The 19,583-nt window shown below is 42.9% G+C and carries 10 protein-coding genes, 18 tRNA genes, 3 rRNA genes and 3 riboswitches; of the genes, 29 read left to right on the plus strand and 2 right to left on the minus strand.

Going from position 1 to position 19,583, the window contains the following annotated elements:
- Positions 1-364: 364 nt before the first annotated feature.
- The 23 genes from NV349_RS01195 to NV349_RS01305 all read left to right on the plus strand — a co-directional run bounded on the left by NV349_RS01195 (position 365) and on the right by NV349_RS01305 (position 8,851).
- Positions 365-1,916, plus strand: a 16S ribosomal RNA gene (locus NV349_RS01195).
- Positions 1,917-2,225: 309 nt separating this feature from the next.
- Positions 2,226-5,153, plus strand: a 23S ribosomal RNA gene (locus tag NV349_RS01200).
- Between the two features lie 66 nt (positions 5,154-5,219).
- Positions 5,220-5,335 (plus strand): 5S ribosomal RNA (gene rrf, locus NV349_RS01205).
- Together the 16S, 23S and 5S rRNA genes with 18 tRNA genes alongside form the textbook arrangement of a ribosomal RNA operon.
- Positions 5,336-5,346: 11 nt before the next feature.
- Positions 5,347-5,422 (plus strand) — tRNA-Val (locus tag NV349_RS01210).
- Between the two features lie 26 nt (positions 5,423-5,448).
- Positions 5,449-5,523 (plus strand) — tRNA-Met (locus tag NV349_RS01215).
- 3 nt (positions 5,524-5,526) lie between these two features.
- A tRNA-Asp gene (locus NV349_RS01220) sits at positions 5,527-5,602 on the plus strand.
- 9 nt (positions 5,603-5,611) lie between these two features.
- Positions 5,612-5,687 (plus strand) — tRNA-Thr (locus NV349_RS01225).
- 7 nt (positions 5,688-5,694) lie between these two features.
- Positions 5,695-5,778: transfer RNA gene (locus tag NV349_RS01230), tRNA-Tyr, on the plus strand.
- A gap of 4 nt (positions 5,779-5,782) precedes the next feature.
- Positions 5,783-5,856: transfer RNA gene (locus NV349_RS01235), tRNA-Trp, on the plus strand.
- 47 nt (positions 5,857-5,903) lie between these two features.
- A tRNA-His gene (locus NV349_RS01240) sits at positions 5,904-5,979 on the plus strand.
- A 9-nt stretch (positions 5,980-5,988) separates the two neighbouring features.
- Positions 5,989-6,063 (plus strand) — tRNA-Gln (locus tag NV349_RS01245).
- Between the two features lie 14 nt (positions 6,064-6,077).
- Positions 6,078-6,150: transfer RNA gene (locus NV349_RS01250), tRNA-Lys, on the plus strand.
- 19 nt (positions 6,151-6,169) lie between these two features.
- Positions 6,170-6,246: transfer RNA gene (locus NV349_RS01255), tRNA-Arg, on the plus strand.
- Between the two features lie 15 nt (positions 6,247-6,261).
- Positions 6,262-6,338: transfer RNA gene (locus tag NV349_RS01260), tRNA-Pro, on the plus strand.
- A gap of 15 nt (positions 6,339-6,353) precedes the next feature.
- Positions 6,354-6,429 (plus strand) — tRNA-Ala (locus tag NV349_RS01265).
- 13 nt (positions 6,430-6,442) lie between these two features.
- A tRNA-Ser gene (locus NV349_RS01270) sits at positions 6,443-6,535 on the plus strand.
- A 4-nt stretch (positions 6,536-6,539) separates the two neighbouring features.
- Positions 6,540-6,615: transfer RNA gene (locus NV349_RS01275), tRNA-Phe, on the plus strand.
- A gap of 6 nt (positions 6,616-6,621) precedes the next feature.
- Positions 6,622-6,695: transfer RNA gene (locus tag NV349_RS01280), tRNA-Gly, on the plus strand.
- A gap of 4 nt (positions 6,696-6,699) precedes the next feature.
- Positions 6,700-6,773 (plus strand) — tRNA-Ile (locus NV349_RS01285).
- A 7-nt stretch (positions 6,774-6,780) separates the two neighbouring features.
- Positions 6,781-6,857: transfer RNA gene (locus tag NV349_RS01290), tRNA-Asn, on the plus strand.
- 1 nt (position 6,858) lies between these two features.
- Positions 6,859-6,930: transfer RNA gene (locus NV349_RS01295), tRNA-Glu, on the plus strand.
- Positions 6,931-7,248: 318 nt separating this feature from the next.
- Positions 7,249-8,295, plus strand: a complete 1,047-nt coding sequence (locus NV349_RS01300; RefSeq protein ID WP_089934917.1) for a nitric oxide synthase oxygenase — start codon at positions 7,249-7,251, stop codon at positions 8,293-8,295.
- A 25-nt stretch (positions 8,296-8,320) separates the two neighbouring features.
- Positions 8,321-8,851 (plus strand): hypothetical protein, encoded by a 531-nt coding sequence (locus NV349_RS01305; RefSeq protein ID WP_271912108.1) that lies wholly within the window; start codon positions 8,321-8,323, stop codon positions 8,849-8,851.
- Between the two features lie 66 nt (positions 8,852-8,917).
- On the opposite strand, the gene NV349_RS01310 is transcribed toward NV349_RS01305, so the two are convergent.
- Entirely contained in the window at positions 8,918-10,126 is a 1,209-nt protein-coding gene (locus NV349_RS01310) for a CynX/NimT family MFS transporter (protein ID WP_058845206.1), read from the minus strand.
- A 176-nt stretch (positions 10,127-10,302) separates the two neighbouring features.
- Positions 10,303-10,479, plus strand: a riboswitch (Lysine riboswitch).
- A gap of 82 nt (positions 10,480-10,561) precedes the next feature.
- Here NV349_RS01310 and NV349_RS01315 point away from each other — a divergent pair.
- Positions 10,562-12,025: an amino acid permease gene (locus tag NV349_RS01315; protein ID WP_036122023.1), complete on the plus strand. Its 1,464-nt coding sequence runs from the start codon at positions 10,562-10,564 to the stop codon at positions 12,023-12,025.
- A 242-nt stretch (positions 12,026-12,267) separates the two neighbouring features.
- Here NV349_RS01315 and NV349_RS01320 read toward each other — a convergent pair whose 3' ends face one another.
- Entirely contained in the window at positions 12,268-13,533 is a 1,266-nt protein-coding gene (locus NV349_RS01320) for an Nramp family divalent metal transporter (RefSeq protein WP_089934921.1), read from the minus strand.
- 208 nt (positions 13,534-13,741) lie between these two features.
- On the opposite strand from NV349_RS01320, the gene NV349_RS01325 reads away from it, so the two are divergent.
- The 5 genes from NV349_RS01325 (at position 13,742) to NV349_RS01345 (ending at position 19,291) form a co-directional block, all read left to right on the plus strand.
- The gene (locus NV349_RS01325) at positions 13,742-14,437 is read left to right on the plus strand and encodes a response regulator transcription factor (protein WP_271912110.1); all 696 of its coding nucleotides are present in this window, start codon (positions 13,742-13,744) and stop codon (positions 14,435-14,437) included.
- Positions 14,427-15,722 (plus strand): sensor histidine kinase, encoded by a 1,296-nt coding sequence (locus NV349_RS01330; RefSeq protein WP_058845208.1) that lies wholly within the window; start codon positions 14,427-14,429, stop codon positions 15,720-15,722. Before NV349_RS01325 ends, NV349_RS01330 begins: the two co-directional genes overlap by 11 nt.
- Positions 15,719-16,390, plus strand: a complete 672-nt coding sequence (locus NV349_RS01335; protein ID WP_058845209.1) for a PepSY domain-containing protein — start codon at positions 15,719-15,721, stop codon at positions 16,388-16,390. The genes NV349_RS01330 and NV349_RS01335 overlap by 4 nt, the downstream gene beginning before the upstream one ends.
- A 91-nt stretch (positions 16,391-16,481) precedes the next feature.
- The gene (locus NV349_RS01340; RefSeq protein ID WP_271912113.1) at positions 16,482-17,006 is read left to right on the plus strand and encodes a PepSY domain-containing protein; all 525 of its coding nucleotides are present in this window, start codon (positions 16,482-16,484) and stop codon (positions 17,004-17,006) included.
- A 192-nt stretch (positions 17,007-17,198) separates the two neighbouring features.
- Positions 17,199-17,349: riboswitch (cyclic di-AMP (ydaO/yuaA leader) on the plus strand.
- Between the two features lie 118 nt (positions 17,350-17,467).
- Positions 17,468-19,291: an APC family permease gene (locus tag NV349_RS01345; RefSeq protein ID WP_271912114.1), complete on the plus strand. Its 1,824-nt coding sequence runs from the start codon at positions 17,468-17,470 to the stop codon at positions 19,289-19,291.
- A gap of 164 nt (positions 19,292-19,455) precedes the next feature.
- A riboswitch (purine riboswitch) is annotated at positions 19,456-19,557 on the plus strand.
- The last annotated feature ends 26 nt before the right edge of the window (positions 19,558-19,583 follow it).

Genomic DNA, 19,583 nt, shown 5'->3' on the forward strand with positions numbered 1-19,583 from the left:
ATTATTTTTTATCGAAAAGTATGATAAAATTCTTTTTTAGATAGCGGTATAACATGGCACTCACTTGTGAAAATTGAATTTTAGGTTGTCATTATTTTTACGAGTATATATAGGAAGTTTTTCATTACCAAGAAAAAAGTTAAATTTTTTTCATGAAAAGTGTTGACCTTTTAAAAATAAGAGTGTAGTATTATACAAGTCGCCACGGTGACACGCTAAAACAAAGCAAAACATGAACCTTGAAAACTGAACAAGCAAAACGTAATCAATAAAGTTTTCAGTAACTAACTTCGGTTAGTGAACGAAACAAAATTTTGGACATCAAAATGATGCCAGCAAAACAATTTGAGCTATTCAAATTTCTTTTATGGAGAGTTTGATCCTGGCTCAGGACGAACGCTGGCGGCGTGCCTAATACATGCAAGTCGAGCGAACAGAGAAGGAGCTTGCTCCTTCGACGTTAGCGGCGGACGGGTGAGTAACACGTGGGCAACCTACCTTATAGTTTGGGATAACTCCGGGAAACCGGGGCTAATACCGAATAATCTGTTTCACCTCATGGTGAAACACTGAAAGACGGTTTCGGCTGTCGCTATAGGATGGGCCCGCGGCGCATTAGCTAGTTGGTGAGGTAACGGCTCACCAAGGCGACGATGCGTAGCCGACCTGAGAGGGTGATCGGCCACACTGGGACTGAGACACGGCCCAGACTCCTACGGGAGGCAGCAGTAGGGAATCTTCCACAATGGGCGAAAGCCTGATGGAGCAACGCCGCGTGAGTGAAGAAGGATTTCGGTTCGTAAAACTCTGTTGTAAGGGAAGAACAAGTACAGTAGTAACTGGCTGTACCTTGACGGTACCTTATTAGAAAGCCACGGCTAACTACGTGCCAGCAGCCGCGGTAATACGTAGGTGGCAAGCGTTGTCCGGAATTATTGGGCGTAAAGCGCGCGCAGGTGGTTTCTTAAGTCTGATGTGAAAGCCCACGGCTCAACCGTGGAGGGTCATTGGAAACTGGGAGACTTGAGTGCAGAAGAGGATAGTGGAATTCCAAGTGTAGCGGTGAAATGCGTAGAGATTTGGAGGAACACCAGTGGCGAAGGCGACTATCTGGTCTGTAACTGACACTGAGGCGCGAAAGCGTGGGGAGCAAACAGGATTAGATACCCTGGTAGTCCACGCCGTAAACGATGAGTGCTAAGTGTTAGGGGGTTTCCGCCCCTTAGTGCTGCAGCTAACGCATTAAGCACTCCGCCTGGGGAGTACGGTCGCAAGACTGAAACTCAAAGGAATTGACGGGGGCCCGCACAAGCGGTGGAGCATGTGGTTTAATTCGAAGCAACGCGAAGAACCTTACCAGGTCTTGACATCCCGTTGACCACTGTAGAGATATAGTTTCCCCTTCGGGGGCAACGGTGACAGGTGGTGCATGGTTGTCGTCAGCTCGTGTCGTGAGATGTTGGGTTAAGTCCCGCAACGAGCGCAACCCTTGATCTTAGTTGCCATCATTTAGTTGGGCACTCTAAGGTGACTGCCGGTGACAAACCGGAGGAAGGTGGGGATGACGTCAAATCATCATGCCCCTTATGACCTGGGCTACACACGTGCTACAATGGACGATACAAACGGTTGCCAACTCGCGAGAGGGAGCTAATCCGATAAAGTCGTTCTCAGTTCGGATTGTAGGCTGCAACTCGCCTACATGAAGCCGGAATCGCTAGTAATCGCGGATCAGCATGCCGCGGTGAATACGTTCCCGGGCCTTGTACACACCGCCCGTCACACCACGAGAGTTTGTAACACCCGAAGTCGGTGAGGTAACCTTTTGGAGCCAGCCGCCGAAGGTGGGATAGATGATTGGGGTGAAGTCGTAACAAGGTAGCCGTATCGGAAGGTGCGGCTGGATCACCTCCTTTCTAAGGATTATTTCGGAATACAAACCTAGGGTTTGTAAGATTACGTTTTGCGTTCAGTTTTGAAGGTTCATTCTTTCTTGAATGAAAAGCTTCAAAACTTGTTCTTTGAAAACTGGATAAAACGACATTGAAATTGTAACAAACACATTTATTTTTTTAAGTTTTTTTATAGGCTTAATAACATTAGAAGGTTTCAAGACACGAGCAGTTCTAGGAAGCAATCGAGTGAATGAAGGAGCGTACTTGAGTACGTGACTGATTGAACGAGTGAAGCTGACAACGAAATGTGATGTGTATTGAAAGCCGTTAGGTTAAGTTATTAAGGGCGCACGGCGAATGCCTTGGCACTAGGAGCCGAAGAAGGACGGCACTAACACCGATATGCTTCGGGGAGCTGTAAGTGAGCTTTGATCCGGAGATTTCCGAATGGGGGAACCCACTACGTTTAATCGCGTAGTATCTTGACGTGAATACATAGCGTCTTGAAGGCAGACCCAGGGAACTGAAACATCTAAGTACCTGGAGGAAGAGAAAGAAAAATCGATTCCCTGAGTAGCGGCGAGCGAAACGGGAAGAGCCCAAACCAAGAGGCTTGCCTCTTGGGGTTGTAGGACACTCAATACGGAGTTACAAAAGAGCGAGTTAGATGAAGCGACTTGGAAAGGTCCGCCAGAGCAGGTAAAAGCCCTGTAGTCGAAAGTTCGTTCTCTCCTGAGTGGATCCTGAGTACGGCGGAACACGTGAAATTCCGTCGGAATCCGGGAGGACCATCTCCCAAGGCTAAATACTACCTAGTGACCGATAGTGAACCAGTACCGTGAGGGAAAGGTGAAAAGCACCCCGGAAGGGGAGTGAAAGAGATCCTGAAACCGTGTGCCTACAAGTAGTTAGAGCCCGTTAATGGGTGATAGCGTGCCTTTTGTAGAATGAACCGGCGAGTTACGATTACGTGCGAGGTTAAGCTTTAGAAGGCGGAGCCGCAGCGAAAGCGAGTCTGAATAGGGCGAAATAGTACGTGGTCGTAGACCCGAAACCAGGTGATCTACCCATGTCCAGGGTGAAGGTAAGGTAACACTTACTGGAGGCCCGAACCCACGCACGTTGAAAAGTGCGGGGATGAGGTGTGGGTAGCGGAGAAATTCCAATCGAACTTGGAGATAGCTGGTTCTCTCCGAAATAGCTTTAGGGCTAGCCTCGTGATGAGAATACTGGAGGTAGAGCACTGTTTGGACTAGGGGGCCATCCCGGTTTACCGAATTCAGACAAACTCCGAATGCCAGATATTTATACACGGGAGTCAGACTGCGAGTGATAAGATCCGTAGTCAAAAGGGAAACAGCCCAGACCACCAGCTAAGGTCCCAAAGTAATCGTTAAGTGGAAAAGGATGTGGCGTTGCACAGACAACCAGGATGTTGGCTTAGAAGCAGCCATCATTTAAAGAGTGCGTAATAGCTCACTGGTCGAGTGACGCTGCGCCGAAAATGTATCGGGGCTAAACGATTCACCGAAGCTGTGGATTGACATCTACGATGTCAGTGGTAGGAGAGCGTTCTAAGTGCGTTGAAGTCAGACCGGAAGGACTGGTGGAGCGCTTAGAAGTGAGAATGCCGGTATGAGTAGCGAAAGACGGGTGAGAATCCCGTCCACCGTATGACTAAGGTTTCCTGAGGAAGGCTCGTCCGCTCAGGGTTAGTCGGGACCTAAGCCGAGGCCGATAGGCGTAGGCGATGGACAACAGGTTGATATTCCTGTACCACCTCCTCACCGTTTGAGAAATGGGGGGACGCAGTAGGATAGGGTAAGCGCGCTGTTGGTTATGCGCGTCCAAGCAGTAAGGCGTGTGTGTAGGCAAATCCGCACACTGTAACGTTGAGCTGTGATGGCGAGTCCGTATGGACGAAGTTCCTGATTTCACACTGCCAAGAAAAGCCTCTATCGAGGTGAGAGGTGCCCGTACCGCAAACCGACACAGGTAGTCGAGGAGAGAATCCTAAGGTGTGCGAGAGAACTCTCGTTAAGGAACTCGGCAAAATGACCCCGTAACTTCGGGAGAAGGGGTGCTCTTGAGCGTGCAAGCGCATGAGAGCCGCAGTGAATAGGCCCAGGCGACTGTTTAGCAAAAACACAGGTCTCTGCAAAACCGTAAGGTGACGTATAGGGGCTGACGCCTGCCCGGTGCTGGAAGGTTAAGAGGAGTGGTTAGCGCAAGCGAAGCTGCGAATTGAAGCCCCAGTAAACGGCGGCCGTAACTATAACGGTCCTAAGGTAGCGAAATTCCTTGTCGGGTAAGTTCCGACCCGCACGAAAGGCGTAACGATCTGGGCACTGTCTCAACGAGAGACTCGGTGAAATTATAGTACCTGTGAAGATGCAGGTTACCCGCGACAGGACGGAAAGACCCCGTGGAGCTTTACTGTAGCCTGATATTGAATTTTGGTACAACTTGTACAGGATAGGTAGGAGCCAGAGATCTCGGAGCGCCAGCTTCGAAGGAGGCGTCGGTGGGATACTACCCTGGTTGTATTGAAATTCTAACCCATGCCCCTTAGCGGGGCAGGAGACAGTGTCAGGCGGACAGTTTGACTGGGGCGGTCGCCTCCTAAAAGGTAACGGAGGCGCCCAAAGGTTCCCTCAGAATGGTTGGAAATCATTCGTAGAGTGTAAAGGCACAAGGGAGCTTGACTGCGAGACCTACAAGTCGAGCAGGGTCGAAAGACGGGCTTAGTGATCCGGTGGTTCCGCATGGAAGGGCCATCGCTCAACGGATAAAAGCTACCCCGGGGATAACAGGCTTATCTCCCCCAAGAGTCCACATCGACGGGGAGGTTTGGCACCTCGATGTCGGCTCATCGCATCCTGGGGCTGTAGTCGGTCCCAAGGGTTGGGCTGTTCGCCCATTAAAGCGGTACGCGAGCTGGGTTCAGAACGTCGTGAGACAGTTCGGTCCCTATCCGTCGTGGGCGTAGGAAATTTGAGAGGAGCTGTCCTTAGTACGAGAGGACCGGGATGGACACACCGCTGGTGTACCAGTTGTCTTGCCAAAGGCATCGCTGGGTAGCTATGTGTGGACGGGATAAGTGCTGAAAGCATCTAAGCATGAAGCCCCCCTCAAGATGAGATTTCCCATTACGCAAGTAAGTAAGATCCCTCAAAGACGATGAGGTAGATAGGTTCGAGGTGGAAGTGTGGTGACACATGGAGCTGACGAATACTAATCGATCGAGGACTTAACCAAAACGTTTGAAACATTCAATGAACCGTTTATCCAGTTTTGAAAGAACAACTCTTTCAACTGAATAAGTGAAGTGATGATGGCAAAGAGGCCACACCCGTTCCCATACCGAACACGGAAGTTAAGCTCTTTAGCGCCGATGGTAGTTGGGGGCTTCCCCCTGTGAGAGTAGGACATCGCTTCGCTTATTTTTCGTGGAGGATTAGCTCAGCTGGGAGAGCATCTGCCTTACAAGCAGAGGGTCGGCGGTTCGAGCCCGTCATCCTCCACCATTATTTTTAAAACAGTATAGTATTATCGCGGGGTGGAGCAGTGGTAGCTCGTCGGGCTCATAACCCGAAGGTCGTTGGTTCAAATCCAGCCCCCGCAACCAAATGGTCCCGTGGTGTAGCGGTTAACATGCCTGCCTGTCACGCAGGAGATCGCCGGTTCGATCCCGGTCGGGACCGCCATTTTTTTTTGCCGGTGTAGCTCAGTTGGTAGAGCAACTGACTTGTAATCAGTAGGTCGTGGGTTCGACTCCTATCGCCGGCACCATTCCCTTGGAGGGGTAGCGAAGTGGCTAAACGCGGCGGACTGTAAATCCGCTCCTTAGGGTTCGGCGGTTCGAATCCGTCCCCCTCCACCATTTTAGGGGCATAGTTCAACGGTAGAATAGAGGTCTCCAAAACCTTTGGTGTGGGTTCGATTCCTACTGCCCCTGCCAGGTATTGAGGTACTCGTTCATATACAGCTGTTATAATTTATATAGTGGCGATTGTGGCGAAGTGGTTAACGCATCGGATTGTGGTTCCGACATTCGTGGGTTCGATTCCCATCAGTCGCCCCATTTTCAAATTGGGGTATAGCCAAGCGGTAAGGCAACGGATTTTGATTCCGTCATGCCTAGGTTCGAATCCTAGTACCCCAGCCATTTTTCTTTTTTACGAGCCATTAGCTCAGTTGGTAGAGCATCTGACTTTTAATCAGAGGGTCGAAGGTTCGAGTCCTTCATGGCTCATCGTTTTTTAATGAATATTGCGCCCGTAGCTCAATTGGATAGAGCGTCTGACTACGGATCAGAAGGTTATGGGTTCGACTCCTGTCGGGCGCGCCAATAAATTTATGTTTTCGGAATGTAGCTCAGCTTGGTAGAGCACTTGGTTTGGGACCAAGGGGTCGTAGGTTCGAATCCTGTCATTCCGACCATTTTTTATGATAAATGGGGCCTTAGCTCAGCTGGGAGAGCGCCTGCCTTGCACGCAGGAGGTCAGCGGTTCGATCCCGCTAGGCTCCACCAGTTCAATATTTTTGGAGGTATACCCAAGTCTGGCTGAAGGGATCGGTCTTGAAAACCGACAGGCGGGTAACACCGCGCGGGGGTTCGAATCCCTCTACCTCCTCCATTTTGGGTCAGTAGCTCAGTTGGTAGAGCATTAGATTGAAGCTCTAAGTGTCGGCGGTTCGATTCCGTCCTGACCCACCATTATTTGCGGGTGTAGTTTAATGGTAAAACCTCAGCCTTCCAAGCTGATGTCGTGAGTTCGATTCTCATCACCCGCTCCAAAATGGGCCTATAGCTCAGCTGGTTAGAGCGCACGCCTGATAAGCGTGAGGTCGATGGTTCGAGTCCATTTAGGCCCATCATTATTCCGAAGTAGCTCAGTTGGTAGTAGCACCTGACTGTTAATCAGGTTGTCGCAGGTTCGAGTCCTGCCTTCGGAGCCACGGCCCGTTGGTCAAGTGGTTAAGACACCGCCCTTTCACGGCGGTAACACGGGTTCGAATCCCGTACGGGTCATCAAGCATGTAGCACAAATATTGTGTTACATGCTTTTTCTTTTATCAATAAATGATACATTAGTAAAGAGTGAAAGCTACGAATCCGCTATCAATGGTTCAGTAGCTTTTTTACATGACTAATATTTTGTTTCTCCTTTCTATAAGATGTCGCCCACCTCTTTTCCTTCTTCATTCACAATATCTTCTAATCATGATTCGATTCATTATAAATTTGAACAAACTATTTCATATATGCAATATGTATGTTTTTTTATAGCTATTTTCGTGGTGCTTGTCGTTTTGTTCCTCTAATATGAGGATAAGTGGAGGAATCGAAATGAATATACAGGAGATCCAGCAATTTTTAAGTTTATATCAGACAGAACAAGATGAATCAGAACGTTGGTTAGCGAATAGATTACAACAGATTAAGAATGCAGGTGAGTACGACCCAACAACAGAGGAGCTAGCTTTTGGTGCACGGGTGGCGTGGCGTAATAGTAACAAATGTATTGGTCGTCTGTTTTGGCAATCATTGCATGTAGTAGATGCACGTGCCGTTTTAGATGAACAGGATATTTTTCAAAAACTACTGGAGCATATCGATTATGCAACAAATAGTGGAAAAATCCGTCCAACAATAACAGTATTTGCTTCGAACAGAGTGCGTATATGGAATCATCAGCTAATTCGTTATGCAGGCTATGAAACGGAAGCTGGCGTTATTGGTGATGCACATTCTATTGTTTTTACTAAAGTATGTGAATCGTTAGGTTGGAAAAGTGAGAGGACACCATTCGATGTGTTACCTCTTGTTATACAAGTAGATGAGCGAGCTCCGCAGCTGTTTACAATTCCTGTAGAATATATTTTAGAGGTGCCAATTCGTCATCCAGAGTCAGTGGATGTAGAGAAATTAGGAATGAAATGGTATGCTGTACCCATAATTTCAAGTATGCGTTTTCAAATGGCAGGCATTGATTTCCAAGCCGCACCCTTTAATGGCTGGTATATGGGGACAGAAATCGGTGCACGTAATTTAGCAGATCATGACCGTTATAATATGCTACCAGCTATTGCGGAGGTTTTTAATCTTGATACAACCAAGCAAGCTTCACTTTGGCGTGATCGTGCATTAGTGGAGCTTAATATTGCTGTCCTTCATTCTTTTAAAGAACAAGGCGTGAGCATTGTCGATCATCATACAGCTGCTCAGCAGTTTAAATTGTTTGAAGAAGCAGAGGAATCAGCAGGACGAGACGTTACAGGCAACTGGACATGGCTAATCCCACCACTTTCGCCCGCAACGACTCATATTTTCCATAAACCTTATGTCAATATTTATCATACACCCAATTATTTTTATCAAAAACCATGCTATTAACTGATTGTGGAGAGGACGAAACGCTATGTTGAATGAGCAAATTCCGAGTATCCCGTGGTTACAATTGACGACACCTTATGGAAGAGGAACGGCTATCCCTCAGCTGATTGAACAGGAGCAATATACAGAGCTAGCTGAGTTAGTGGAGCATCAAGGTACACTATGGCAGGTCACACCATGGGCTTTGCTTGTCCTTCTAAAAAAGCTTGCTAGCAAAAATACGGGGGATGTCTCTGTACAAGAAGTAGAGCTTTATTTAGCTGTGGCACATGCAATTTCTGAAGATTATCTAGACCCATCCTATTCAGTTCAAACTATGCAGGAGCTGTTAGATGTCAAATATTTATGGATGGATCACGAAGAGAATGATGAGCTGGAATGGGAGGAGGAAACGCCAAAGGGTTATGAGCAGAAAGCTTTTGTAAGCTATTATTATTTTAGTTATATACTCTTACAAGAGGCTGTTCCTATTTTTGCAGCAGTTATAGCTCACAACAAAGAAACAGCAGACCGTCTTACTGAACTGCTAACCTTACTACAGCAATTGGACAAATAAAACGTCTATACCTATATAGAAGTAAAGCAGATGGGAAATATGAGCAGTTATCCCATCTGCTTTATTTTAATGGACATATTCGTCTTTAGAAGCTCTCATTGAGCAAAAGAAAAGAATGGTCGCCACAGCTACAAAGAGCCAACCAGCAATATTCCAGCCACCAAATAAATCATGTAAGTAGCCAAAAAGAATAGGGCCAATGGCGGCAAATAAATAACCTAATGATTGTGCAAAGCCTGATAAATCTGCTGCCTCAAATGCCGTGCGTGTACGAAGTGTAAAGAACATCATCGCTAAGGCAAATGAAGAACCTCCTGCTAAACCTAAAAGAATCATCCACAGTACCCCAAGACTTGTCCACTCCATGACAACTCCAGTAAAGCCTATTAAATAGAAGAATGTAAACATCACTACAAGAGGTCTTTGAGAAGCCATTTTACTTGCAATGATAGGCACAGCCAATGCCATTGGTACTTGTGAAAATTGCATGATAGAAAACATCCAACCAGCTTTGTCAGGAGCCAATCCCTGGGCGATGTAGATTTCGGGAATCCAAGCAGCAGTCGTATAAAATAATAAAGACTGTAATCCCATTGCACCTGTGACAGCCCAAGTAACAGGTGACTTCCATAAGGGTGTACTCGTCATTTTAGAGGTAGTGGCTGGCTCAGGTTTATTTGATTTCAATTGAGGTATCCAAATTAAAATCGTTACGACCACTAGTACAAGTGCAATGGACAGCGCTCCTTGCCAGCCAAATGATGAATTGGCTATAGGATAGCTAATACCTGCGCCAAGCCCAGCCGTTAAGTTCATCGACATAGTGAAAAATGCCATTAATAAACCAACATGGTATGGAAATTTTAATTTTAATAATCCTGGAATCAGCACATTTCCAAATGATATCGCTATGCCGATTAGTACAGTACCAAATACAAGTAACCCCGTTGTACCAAGGGAACGTAGAACAATCCCCAAGGCTAATAAAATAGTGGATAAAAATAGTGTTAGCTCAAGCCCTAGTTTGCGTGCTACAACGGGCGCAAATGGTGAGATGGTAGCAAAAGCGAGCAATGGAATCGTTGTTAGAAAGCCTGCAAGTACATTAGAAATACCAAGATCGTCACGGATAAATGATATAATAGGGCCAACAACAGTTAGTGGCATTCTTAATGTAGAGGCTATAAAGATAACTCCGAAGACTAAAAGTAAGGTTGTTCCCCTCCAGCTAATTTTTTTACTCGGAAAACTAGCGGAATGATCATTTGTAGTCAAAATAAATCCCCCTGTTCGTAACCGCTCTAATTGAACTACTATAACACTTTAACAAACTAATAAAAATAGTAGAAGATTCACAAAATACAGAACATTTATTGTTATATTGAAATGTCAAAGGTCTTATGCTAATATAATAAGCATCATAAATTTAATAATTATATGCCTCATGTTTGTATTGAGGTAGAGGTCGCGATATTTATAAGTATGCTAATGGAAATGACAAGCATTGATGAGATTAGCTGAAAGGGAATATTGCCGAAGTGTGAGGGGACTTGAAAACCTCATGCTGGGGCTGTCTCCGAAAGGAACAGAACTGTCACGTTTGCACAACGTGTTGAGCTATCATTTAGGAAAAACTGAGGATTAACTTAGCCATCACAGTGTATATGTGATGGCATTTTTTTGCCTCGTAAATAGGAAGGAAGCTATATCGTGAGTGAAATAAAAGTAAATCAGCTCGGACATAAAGCGCCAAAGCTGAAAAAAGAATTGAAAAGCCGTCATATCACAATGATTTCTTTAGGCGGTACAATTGGTACGGGACTATTTTTAGCCAGTGGTGGTGCCATTGCACAAGCTGGACCTGGTGGTGCATTGCTTGCCTACGCCCTAATCGGTATTATGGTGTACTTTTTAATGACAAGCTTAGGGGAAATGGCTGCCTATATGCCATCATCCGGTTCATTTAGTACGTATGCAACAAAATTTGTAGATCCAGCACTAGGCTTTGCATTAGGCTGGAACTATTGGTATAACTGGGCAATCACTATTGCAGCAGAAATTGCGGCAGTATCCTTAATTATGAAATATTGGTTCCCTGATAGTTCATCAGCCCTTTGGACAGTATTATTTATTGCTGTTGTACTGTCATTTAATTTACTTTCTGTAAAGAGCTATGGAGAAAGTGAATATTGGTTTGCGATGATTAAAGTAGTGACAGTCATTGTTTTTATTATTATCAGTTTATTAATGATTTTTGGTATTTTAGGTGGACAGGCACCTGTAGGCTTTACTAATTTCTTTATTAGTGATGGACCATTTCACGGTGGCTTCCTAGCTACATTTGGAATTTTCCTAGCAGCCGGATTTTCATTCCAAGGAACAGAGTTACTTGGGATTACAGCAGGTGAAACAGACGATCCAGGAAAAAATATTCCAAAGGCTGTTAAATCCGTATTCTGGCGTATTCTTTTGTTTTATATTTTAGCAATTGGTGCAATCGGAATGTTGATTCCATTTACAGATGAACGCTTATTATCAGAAGATATCGCAGTATCACCGTTTACATTAGTGTTTGACCGCTTAGGTATTGCCTTTGCAGCTTCGTTAATGAATGCCATTATTTTAACGGCTATGCTGTCAGCTGGAAATTCAGGGCTTTATGCATCATCACGTATGCTATGGCAATTAGCAGTGGATGGACATGCGCCTAAGTTCTTCACAAAGCTAAGTCGTCGAGGAATACCAATTTATGCATTGATGGCAACATTAGCTGTAGGTTGCTTAGCTTTTTTAGCGTCTTTCTTTGGTGATGGCGTTGTTTATATTTGGCTGTTAAACGCCTCTGGTATGTCTGGTTTTATTGCATGGCTCGGCATTGCCTTTAGTCATTATCGCTTCCGTCGTGCATTTGAGGCACAGGGCCTAGATCCAAAGCTATTACCTTATAGAGCAAAATTGTACCCGTTTGGACCACTATTTGCCTTTACTGTTTGTATGATTGTGGTCATTGGGCAAAATTACACGGCCTTTACGGGAGACCAAATTGATTGGTATGGGATATTAGTTTCTTATGTTGGAATCCCACTATTTTTACTGTTATGGTTTGGCTACAAAATCAAGCACAAAACAAAAATGCTTTCACTTCAAGAATGTGATTTAAAAGTGGAAGATTAAATAGTAGGGCTGTTCTGTAAACTAATGAATGATTGGTTTATGGGACAGCTTTTTATGTCTTAATCGTCGTTAAAAATATCAAAAAATAATATCATATATAGAGTAATATTAGTATTTACTAACTAGCCATTCGAAAGTCGATGTCTAATCAAATAAAAAACAGGTACCCATTCTTGAACTGCCCCGTAATAGTTAGAAATCAAACTTTTACGGGGCAGTTCATCTCGAGTACCTGATTTTTATTATCCAAATATTGTTTCCCACAGTAAGTAAATATTCAATGTCACAACGATAATAACAACAAACCAACCTAAAAACGTTGTAATACGGTGATTGACTAAACTGCCCATGATGTTTCGTTTGCTTGTAAACATAACAAGAGGGACAAGAGCAAATGCAATACCGAAAGATAAAACAACCTGACTTAGAACGAGCGCATAGGTTGCATTCACGCCTGAAGCAATAATGACTAGAGGCGGCACCATAGTAATCGCTCTACGTAAATAAAGTGGTATTTTTCTTTGAATGAATCCTTGCATGACTACATCACCTGCTAACGTCCCGACAGAGGAGCTAGCTAGCCCGGCAATAAGTAAACCAAGACCAAATGAAATAGCAGCCATGGGGCCGAGCGCATCTTTTAAGCCATTGTAGGCAACATCTAAATCTTCTACAACCACGCCTTGTGTGTGGAAGACTGCTGCAGCAATGATCAGCATGCTCATATTAATCGCTCCGGCAATAATCATAGCGATGATAATATCGATAAATTCAAAACGGAAAATACGTTTTTTTTCATTTTCATTCCGACCAACAATACGATTTTGCGTTAACGATGAATGTAAGTAAATAGCATGAGGCATGACAGTTGCTCCTAAAATACCTGTTGCTAATAATAGTGAATCTACACCTTCAAACTGTGGCGTGAACATGCCAATCGCTACATCGCCCCATTCTGGCTGTGCTAAAAATGTTTGGAAGGCAAATGCTAAGACAACAATTAACACCATGCCCGAAATACCGGCTTCAAAGGCTCTAAATCCTCTTCTTTGAAGTTCTAAAATAGCAAATGAACCAACTGCCGTAATTAATGCTGCGGGCAGCATAGGGATATTGAAGAGCAAGTAAAGCCCTAATGCTGCACCAATAAATTCAGCGAGATCTGTAGCAATGATGACCAATTCAGCCTGTATCCATAAAAAGATGGATGTTTTTTTAGAAAAATGCTCGCGTGCTACTTCAGGCAAGTTTTTACCTGTCGCAATTCCAAGCTTGGCAGATAAGGATTGAATTAACACGGCCATTAAATTAGAAAAGGCTATAACCCAAAGTAGCAGGTAGCCATATTGAGAGCCTGCTGTAATATTTGTAGCAAAATTACCAGGATCGATATAGGCGACGGCTGCAATAAATGCAGGTCCTAAAAATGGTAAAAAGCGTCGCCAACCTTTTATATCTCCATCTAAAACCGCCTCGGCAGACGATTTTGTGACTCGTTTGTAAACCATATTGTTCCCTCGTTTCAAAAAGTATCATTAACGAAATAAAGTTTCCTATAGGAAAATAAGATATTAGTATTCTAACGCTAGGAATCAAAAAAGTGAAGTGGTTTGCTTTAAGTTTCTATAAGTATGTGCCATTCTCATCATTTTCTAATTAGACTTTCACCACCAGCATCGTTTACGATGAAAAGAAAAGATGAAGGACGGATTCGACATGACCAATCGAATTTTAATTATAGAAGATGAAGAAAATATTGCGAGAGTGCTACAGCTTGAGCTTCAATTTGAAGGCTTTGAGGCGGAAATGGCTCATACAGGGACAGATGGTTTGCTTCGTTACCGTGAACAGCCATGGGATTTGATCCTACTTGATGTCATGCTGCCTGAGATGAGTGGCATTGATGTGCTAAAGCGGATTCGTGCAACGGAATCCCAGACACCTGTTATTATGCTTACTGCCAAAAGTGAGGTGGAGGATAAAGTAAAAGGATTGGATTTAGGAGCCAATGATTATGTGACAAAGCCGTTTGAAATTGAAGAATTGCTGGCGCGTATTCGCAATGCTTTACGATTTTCACAAAAGGCTAGTCCAAAACAAGTTGCCCTTGCATTTGGACACTTATCGATAAACGAGCAAACAAGAGAGGTCGTATATTTTAATAAAGATATTCAACTGACACCTCGTGAATATGATTTATTGTTCTATTTACTAAAGCATCCTAAACAAGTACTGACTAGGGAACAGCTACTAGAGGCTGTATGGGGCTATGACTATTATGGGGATACAAATGTTGTGGATGTCTATATTCGCTATGTACGACAAAAGCTTGAAGCTGCTAATGCAACGCCTATTATCCAAACAGTTCGTGGAGTTGGCTATGTGTTGAAGGAACATCGTGATGAGACTTAAAACAAAAATTCATCTACTTACAACATTGCTGATGCTAGTAATATTAGTGGCCACAAACAGTGGAATTTATTTATTGTATGAGAAATCTGCCTATGATACGGAATATCATCAGCTTCAAACACGTGCCAATGATTTAAGCTCCACATTCAGTCAGTTAAATGCTCAAACTAACCTACAGCAAGTATTAAGAGCCTATATGCCGACAGATGGTGCCGTCTACATTTATGATGGAGAGCGTTTAAAAACAAAGGTTCAGGCTACCCTTGACATGCCAGAAGGCCCTTCCATTACCTATACAATGCCTGCTATTTGGATAGACGGAACGGTTGTGGATATCACATTACAGCAATCCATGGAAGAAGTAGAACGGACATTAAGTTTGCTAAAGGTTATATTGATTATTGTATCTGTTATTGCAACGATTCCTATTTTCTTAGCAAGCCTAGTACTTGGGCGACTTATTTTATTACCGCTAGAACGTTTAAATGAGACTATGCGAAAAAGTGCATCGACAGGAAAATATGAAAAAATGGATATACCAGTAAAAGGTGGGGATGAGTTAACAAACATTAACCGTACTTTTAATATGATGATGGAAAAGCTTGAACAGCATTATCGAAAGCAAGAAGAATTTGTATCGAATGCTTCCCATGAATTGAAGACACCCATTACGGTTATTGAAAGCTATGCAAAATTACTGCTCAGAAGAGGTTTTGACAATCGGGAAGTTGCACAGGAATCATTACTAGCTATTGCCAATGAATCATCACGCATGCATGAAATGGTGCTGCAATTGCTAGAACTAGCTAAAAATAATGAGCATCTGGACATTCATTTTGAACAGCTAGAGCTCGCGCCGTTCTTGAATAAAGTGGCTTCCCAAATGCAGCATGCGTATCATCGAGCATTTATAGTTGATGTGAAGAAGCCAAGTTTTGTTTATAGTGATGAAAAAATATTAAAGCAACTACTCTTTATTTTGCTGGATAACGCTAGGAAATATAGTGAGGAGGAAGTGCATATTCTCGCAACAGAAACAGCTAATCATGTATGCATTACCATCCAAGATTTTGGTATTGGTATTCCAGCGGAGCATATTCCACATTTGTTTGAGCGATTTTATCGTGTAACAGGAGATCGTAACCGTAAGACAGGTGGTTCTGGGCTAGGACTTGCCATAGCGCATGGGCTTGCAGAACAATTGGGGATAATGATGGATGTAAAAAGTACAATTGGAGAAGGGTCAAGCTTTACCTTATGTATACCAAAGGAGGGACAACAATGAGAAAGTGGCTGTTGATAATTGTTGTGATTGTCCTTCTCGGTAGCGGAACGTTTTGGTTTATTCAAACGCGTTATTTTCAAGTCGAGCCTCTTAGCGAAGCGGAGGCCATTCGCCATGTTGAAACAATCTATAAAGGTCATGTTACTCAGGTGAAGAAACAAGGAAAAACCTATGAAATGCTCTTTACGCGAGATCATATCAAGTATGGAGCTGTGCTCGATGCTACGACACAACAGGTGACTGATTTAAAAATAAAAGAAGGACAAAGTAAATTACTGTTAACAGAAAAGCAAATCAGGCAGATGGTTAAACAGGAATATGGAGATGTAGAAAGTGTTATGTTAACAGATTCCATTTATACAGTGCGAGTTGAAAAAGATAGCAAGCAAAAAGATATCACACTTGATGGCTATTCCGGTGAAGTATTATCGGAGAAAATGGTGGAGCCACAAGAACAATCTGTAGAAGGGCCTATTATTACTGAGCAGCAAGCCGTTCAAATAGCACTGGAGCAATTGAAGGGAGAGGTGGATTCAGTCGATTTTGAAGAAACCTCAGAGGGTGGTTACTATTTAGTTGAAATTGAAACACAGGATGACGAAGCCACTTTTCAAATTCATGCCGTTTCAGGAAAAGTTCTGTCTGTTACATGGGATGACGAACAATAAATCATTTCTCATGAAATTCTAATGTTCCTCTTATAGTTCTATCATCTTCGCTTGCTAAGCTAAGAATAGATAAAACAAAGGAGAGATGAATATGAAAAAAATAATTATGATTCCAGCATTGGTAGTTACTCTTGGGGTTGGAGCAGCAATTGGCTCGACAACTTTATTATCAGGAAATGCGCAAGAAAATAAGGTATTAACAATGCAGCAGATTGAGAAGAAAGCATTAGCAATAGTTGATGGGACTGTTGCGGATATCGAATTTGATCAAAATCAATTCCGCTCTATTTACGAAGTAGAGGTGCATACCGAGACAGCGGAATATGATTTAAAATTTGATGCTTATACGGGAAAATTACTGAAGCAGAAAAAAGAGCGTCGAGATGACGATGATTGGGATAATCACGTTTCTGCTAACACGCCAACAGAGAAAATTATTACAAAAGAACAGGCTATCGAAACAGCCTTAACGAAAGCAAAAGGTACCGTGACAAAAATTAAGCTGGATGATGGCTTATATGAAATAGAATTGAAAGATGGTCAGTATGAATATGAAGTAGATGTGGATGCAATGACAGGGAACATTGTTGATTTTGAACAAGATATAGAAGACTAAAAGAGCGAGCTGTCTTAAAAGTAGAGCATACTTTTAAGACAGTTTTTTGTTGTAGCGAGAGTATTGGCAGCAATGACGAGTATTAACATATGCTCGAGAAAAGTCTATGTTTTTCACTCGTGAAAATGAAAAATTTTCTTCTTTACTTTTTCAATCAGCAGGCGTAATATGACATCATTATAAAAGTTTCAAATTTCTAAATCGCTGAAGCAACTAAACGCGGGGGAACCAATTTTGATGGATGGCATAAGCCATTCTTGGGGTGAATCTCTTCCATTTGGAGGGGTAGGGCTACTCAGGCCCGAATCCGACAGCTAACCTCGTAAGCGTTAAGAGCAGAAAAGTGGAGCTTGGCAGACGGATGAACGTCTACGAGTCTTATTTAGTGATGACTTGTAGACGTTTTTTGATGTTATTTAGAGAAGCGAAACACATTCTATGAAACTAGAAGGTGTTTATCAATGAAATCCTCATTCAAACGTTATGTAATCGGCAAACCATTAAGATCCGATGAGTTAGGGGAACAAAAGCTTAGTAAAGCAAAGGCATTGGCAATCTTATCGTCCGATGCTTTATCTTCAGTAGCCTATGGACCAGAACAAATTTTAATTGTTCTTATGACAGTGGGCACACTTGCCCTTTGGTATTCTTTACCGATTGCCGCTGGAGTGGTCGTTCTGCTTGTGGCACTGATTTTATCTTATCGTCAGGTTATTTTTGCTTATCCACATGGTGGTGGCGCTTATGTAGTATCGCGAGAAAATTTAGGAGTGAATGCAGGTCTTGTAGCTGGAGGCTCTTTGCTTGTTGATTATATTTTAACAGTAGCAGTTAGTGTTTCAGCAGGTACAGATGCTATTACATCGGCATTTCCAAGCCTTCATCCATACAATGTACCCATTGCTATTGTTTTTGTGATTTTCTTAACAATTTTAAACCTACGAGGTGTAACAGAGTCAGCCTCTATCTTGGCATACCCAGTCTATCTATTTGTAGGCGTTATGCTCTTGTTAATTGGGATTGGGCTCTATCAGGTTGTAACTGGTCAGGTGCCAGCAGAGCTGCATCCAAAGGTTGGTACACCAGTGGCAGGGATTAGCTTATTTATTTTATTAAAGGCATTTGCCTCAGGTAGCTCAGCGTTAACCGGGGTAGAAGCTATTTCTAACGCCATACCTAATTTTAGAAATCCTGCTCCTAATAATGCAGCAAAAACACTTTTAGCGATGGGCGCCATTTTAGCTGTTTTATTTATTGGTATTGTAAGTTTAGCTTATTTTTATGGGATTGCCCCAACAGCAGAAGCAACAGTAGTTTCCCAACTAGCAGAAGCTAGTGTTGGTCGGAATTTCCTTTATTATATTGTACAGGGGACTACGGCAATGATTTTAGTACTTGCCGCAAACACAGGGTATTCAGCCTTTCCATTGCTTGCTGTGAATTTATCGAAGGATGGTTTTATCCCAAGAATATTCCAAATTCGTGGAGATCGTCTTGGTTATTCAAATGGCATCATGATGCTAGGTGTTGCGGCCATTGTCTTAATTATTCTTTTTGATGGAGCCACAGAGCATTTAATTCCGCTATATGCAGTTGGGGTATTTATTCCGTTTACATTAGCGCAAACGGGAATGATGCGAAAATGGTGGCGCGAAAAACCTAAAGGTTGGGTAGCAAAATTTTCTATCAATACAATTGGAGCAGCGATCTCTTTCATTGTAGCTATGATGTTCTTTGTGACAAAAATGCCCCAAGTATGGCCAGTGTTCGTCTTTTTACCAATCATTATTTTTGTATTTCATCGGATTAAGCACCATTATCAAGCCGTTGGAGAACAATTGAGATTGAATCAGGAGGAGCTGACTACTATTGAGGGAAATGTGTTCATTGTGCCAGTCGCTGGTATAACAAAGGTAGTTGAAAACTCTCTTCATTATGCTAAATCACTTAAGGTGGATAAAGTGATCGCCTTTTATGTAGCTTTCGATCAAGCAGAAGCAAAAGCTTTTGAAGAGAAGTGGAACGCATGGCAACCTGATGTACGGTTAGTGACTTACTATTCACCATATCGTAGCATTACACAGCCATTGATGAAATTTATTGATAAAGTAGAGCACCATTGTACTAAAACAAATCATAAAGTGACGGTTGTGATTCCTCAATTTCTACCGAAAAAAGGGTGGCATCATATGCTACACAACCAATCGAGTCTACTCATTCGTACGACACTGTTATTTCACAGAAATGTCGTCATTATGACAGTCCCTTTTCATTTATCAAAATAATGCTAGCAAGCTAGAAAATAGTCTGTTATAATCAGTACGTTGATTGAAAACACGAACGTTTGCAATTGAAAAGTTGCGAAATACCATTAAATTCCGAAAAATCAAACTTTATTTCGTAAAAGTTATAGGTTCTTGCCGAATAAAGTGATAAATTGGATATTCTGATAGTTTCATACAAATCCACTCATATAATAGCGAGAATAGGGCTCGCAAGTTTCTACCGATTTACCGTAAATAAATCGACTATGGGTAGCAATGCTTTTAGAGAACTTCAATTATAATGATGTTTTCT

It is taken from the genome of Lysinibacillus sp. OF-1 (assembly GCF_028356935.1).
GTDB classification, from domain to species: Bacteria; Bacillota; Bacilli; order Bacillales_A; family Planococcaceae; genus Lysinibacillus; species Lysinibacillus fusiformis_D.

Excerpts from the sequence above, each read along its gene's own strand:
- NV349_RS01330 (WP_058845208.1), top strand. The coding sequence starts at position 14,427 with ATGAGACTTAAAACAAAAATTCATCTACTTACAACATTGCTGATGCTA.
- NV349_RS01345 (WP_271912114.1), top strand. The coding sequence starts at position 17,468 with ATGAAATCCTCATTCAAACGTTATGTAATCGGCAAACCATTAAGATCC.
- NV349_RS01340 (WP_271912113.1), top strand. The coding sequence starts at position 16,482 with ATGAAAAAAATAATTATGATTCCAGCATTGGTAGTTACTCTTGGGGTT.
- NV349_RS01300 (WP_089934917.1), top strand. The coding sequence starts at position 7,249 with ATGAATATACAGGAGATCCAGCAATTTTTAAGTTTATATCAGACAGAA.
- NV349_RS01335 (WP_058845209.1), top strand. The coding sequence starts at position 15,719 with ATGAGAAAGTGGCTGTTGATAATTGTTGTGATTGTCCTTCTCGGTAGC.
- NV349_RS01305 (WP_271912108.1), top strand. The coding sequence starts at position 8,321 with ATGTTGAATGAGCAAATTCCGAGTATCCCGTGGTTACAATTGACGACA.
- NV349_RS01325 (WP_271912110.1), top strand. The coding sequence starts at position 13,742 with ATGACCAATCGAATTTTAATTATAGAAGATGAAGAAAATATTGCGAGA.
- NV349_RS01320 (WP_089934921.1), bottom strand. The coding sequence starts at position 13,533 with ATGGTTTACAAACGAGTCACAAAATCGTCTGCCGAGGCGGTTTTAGAT.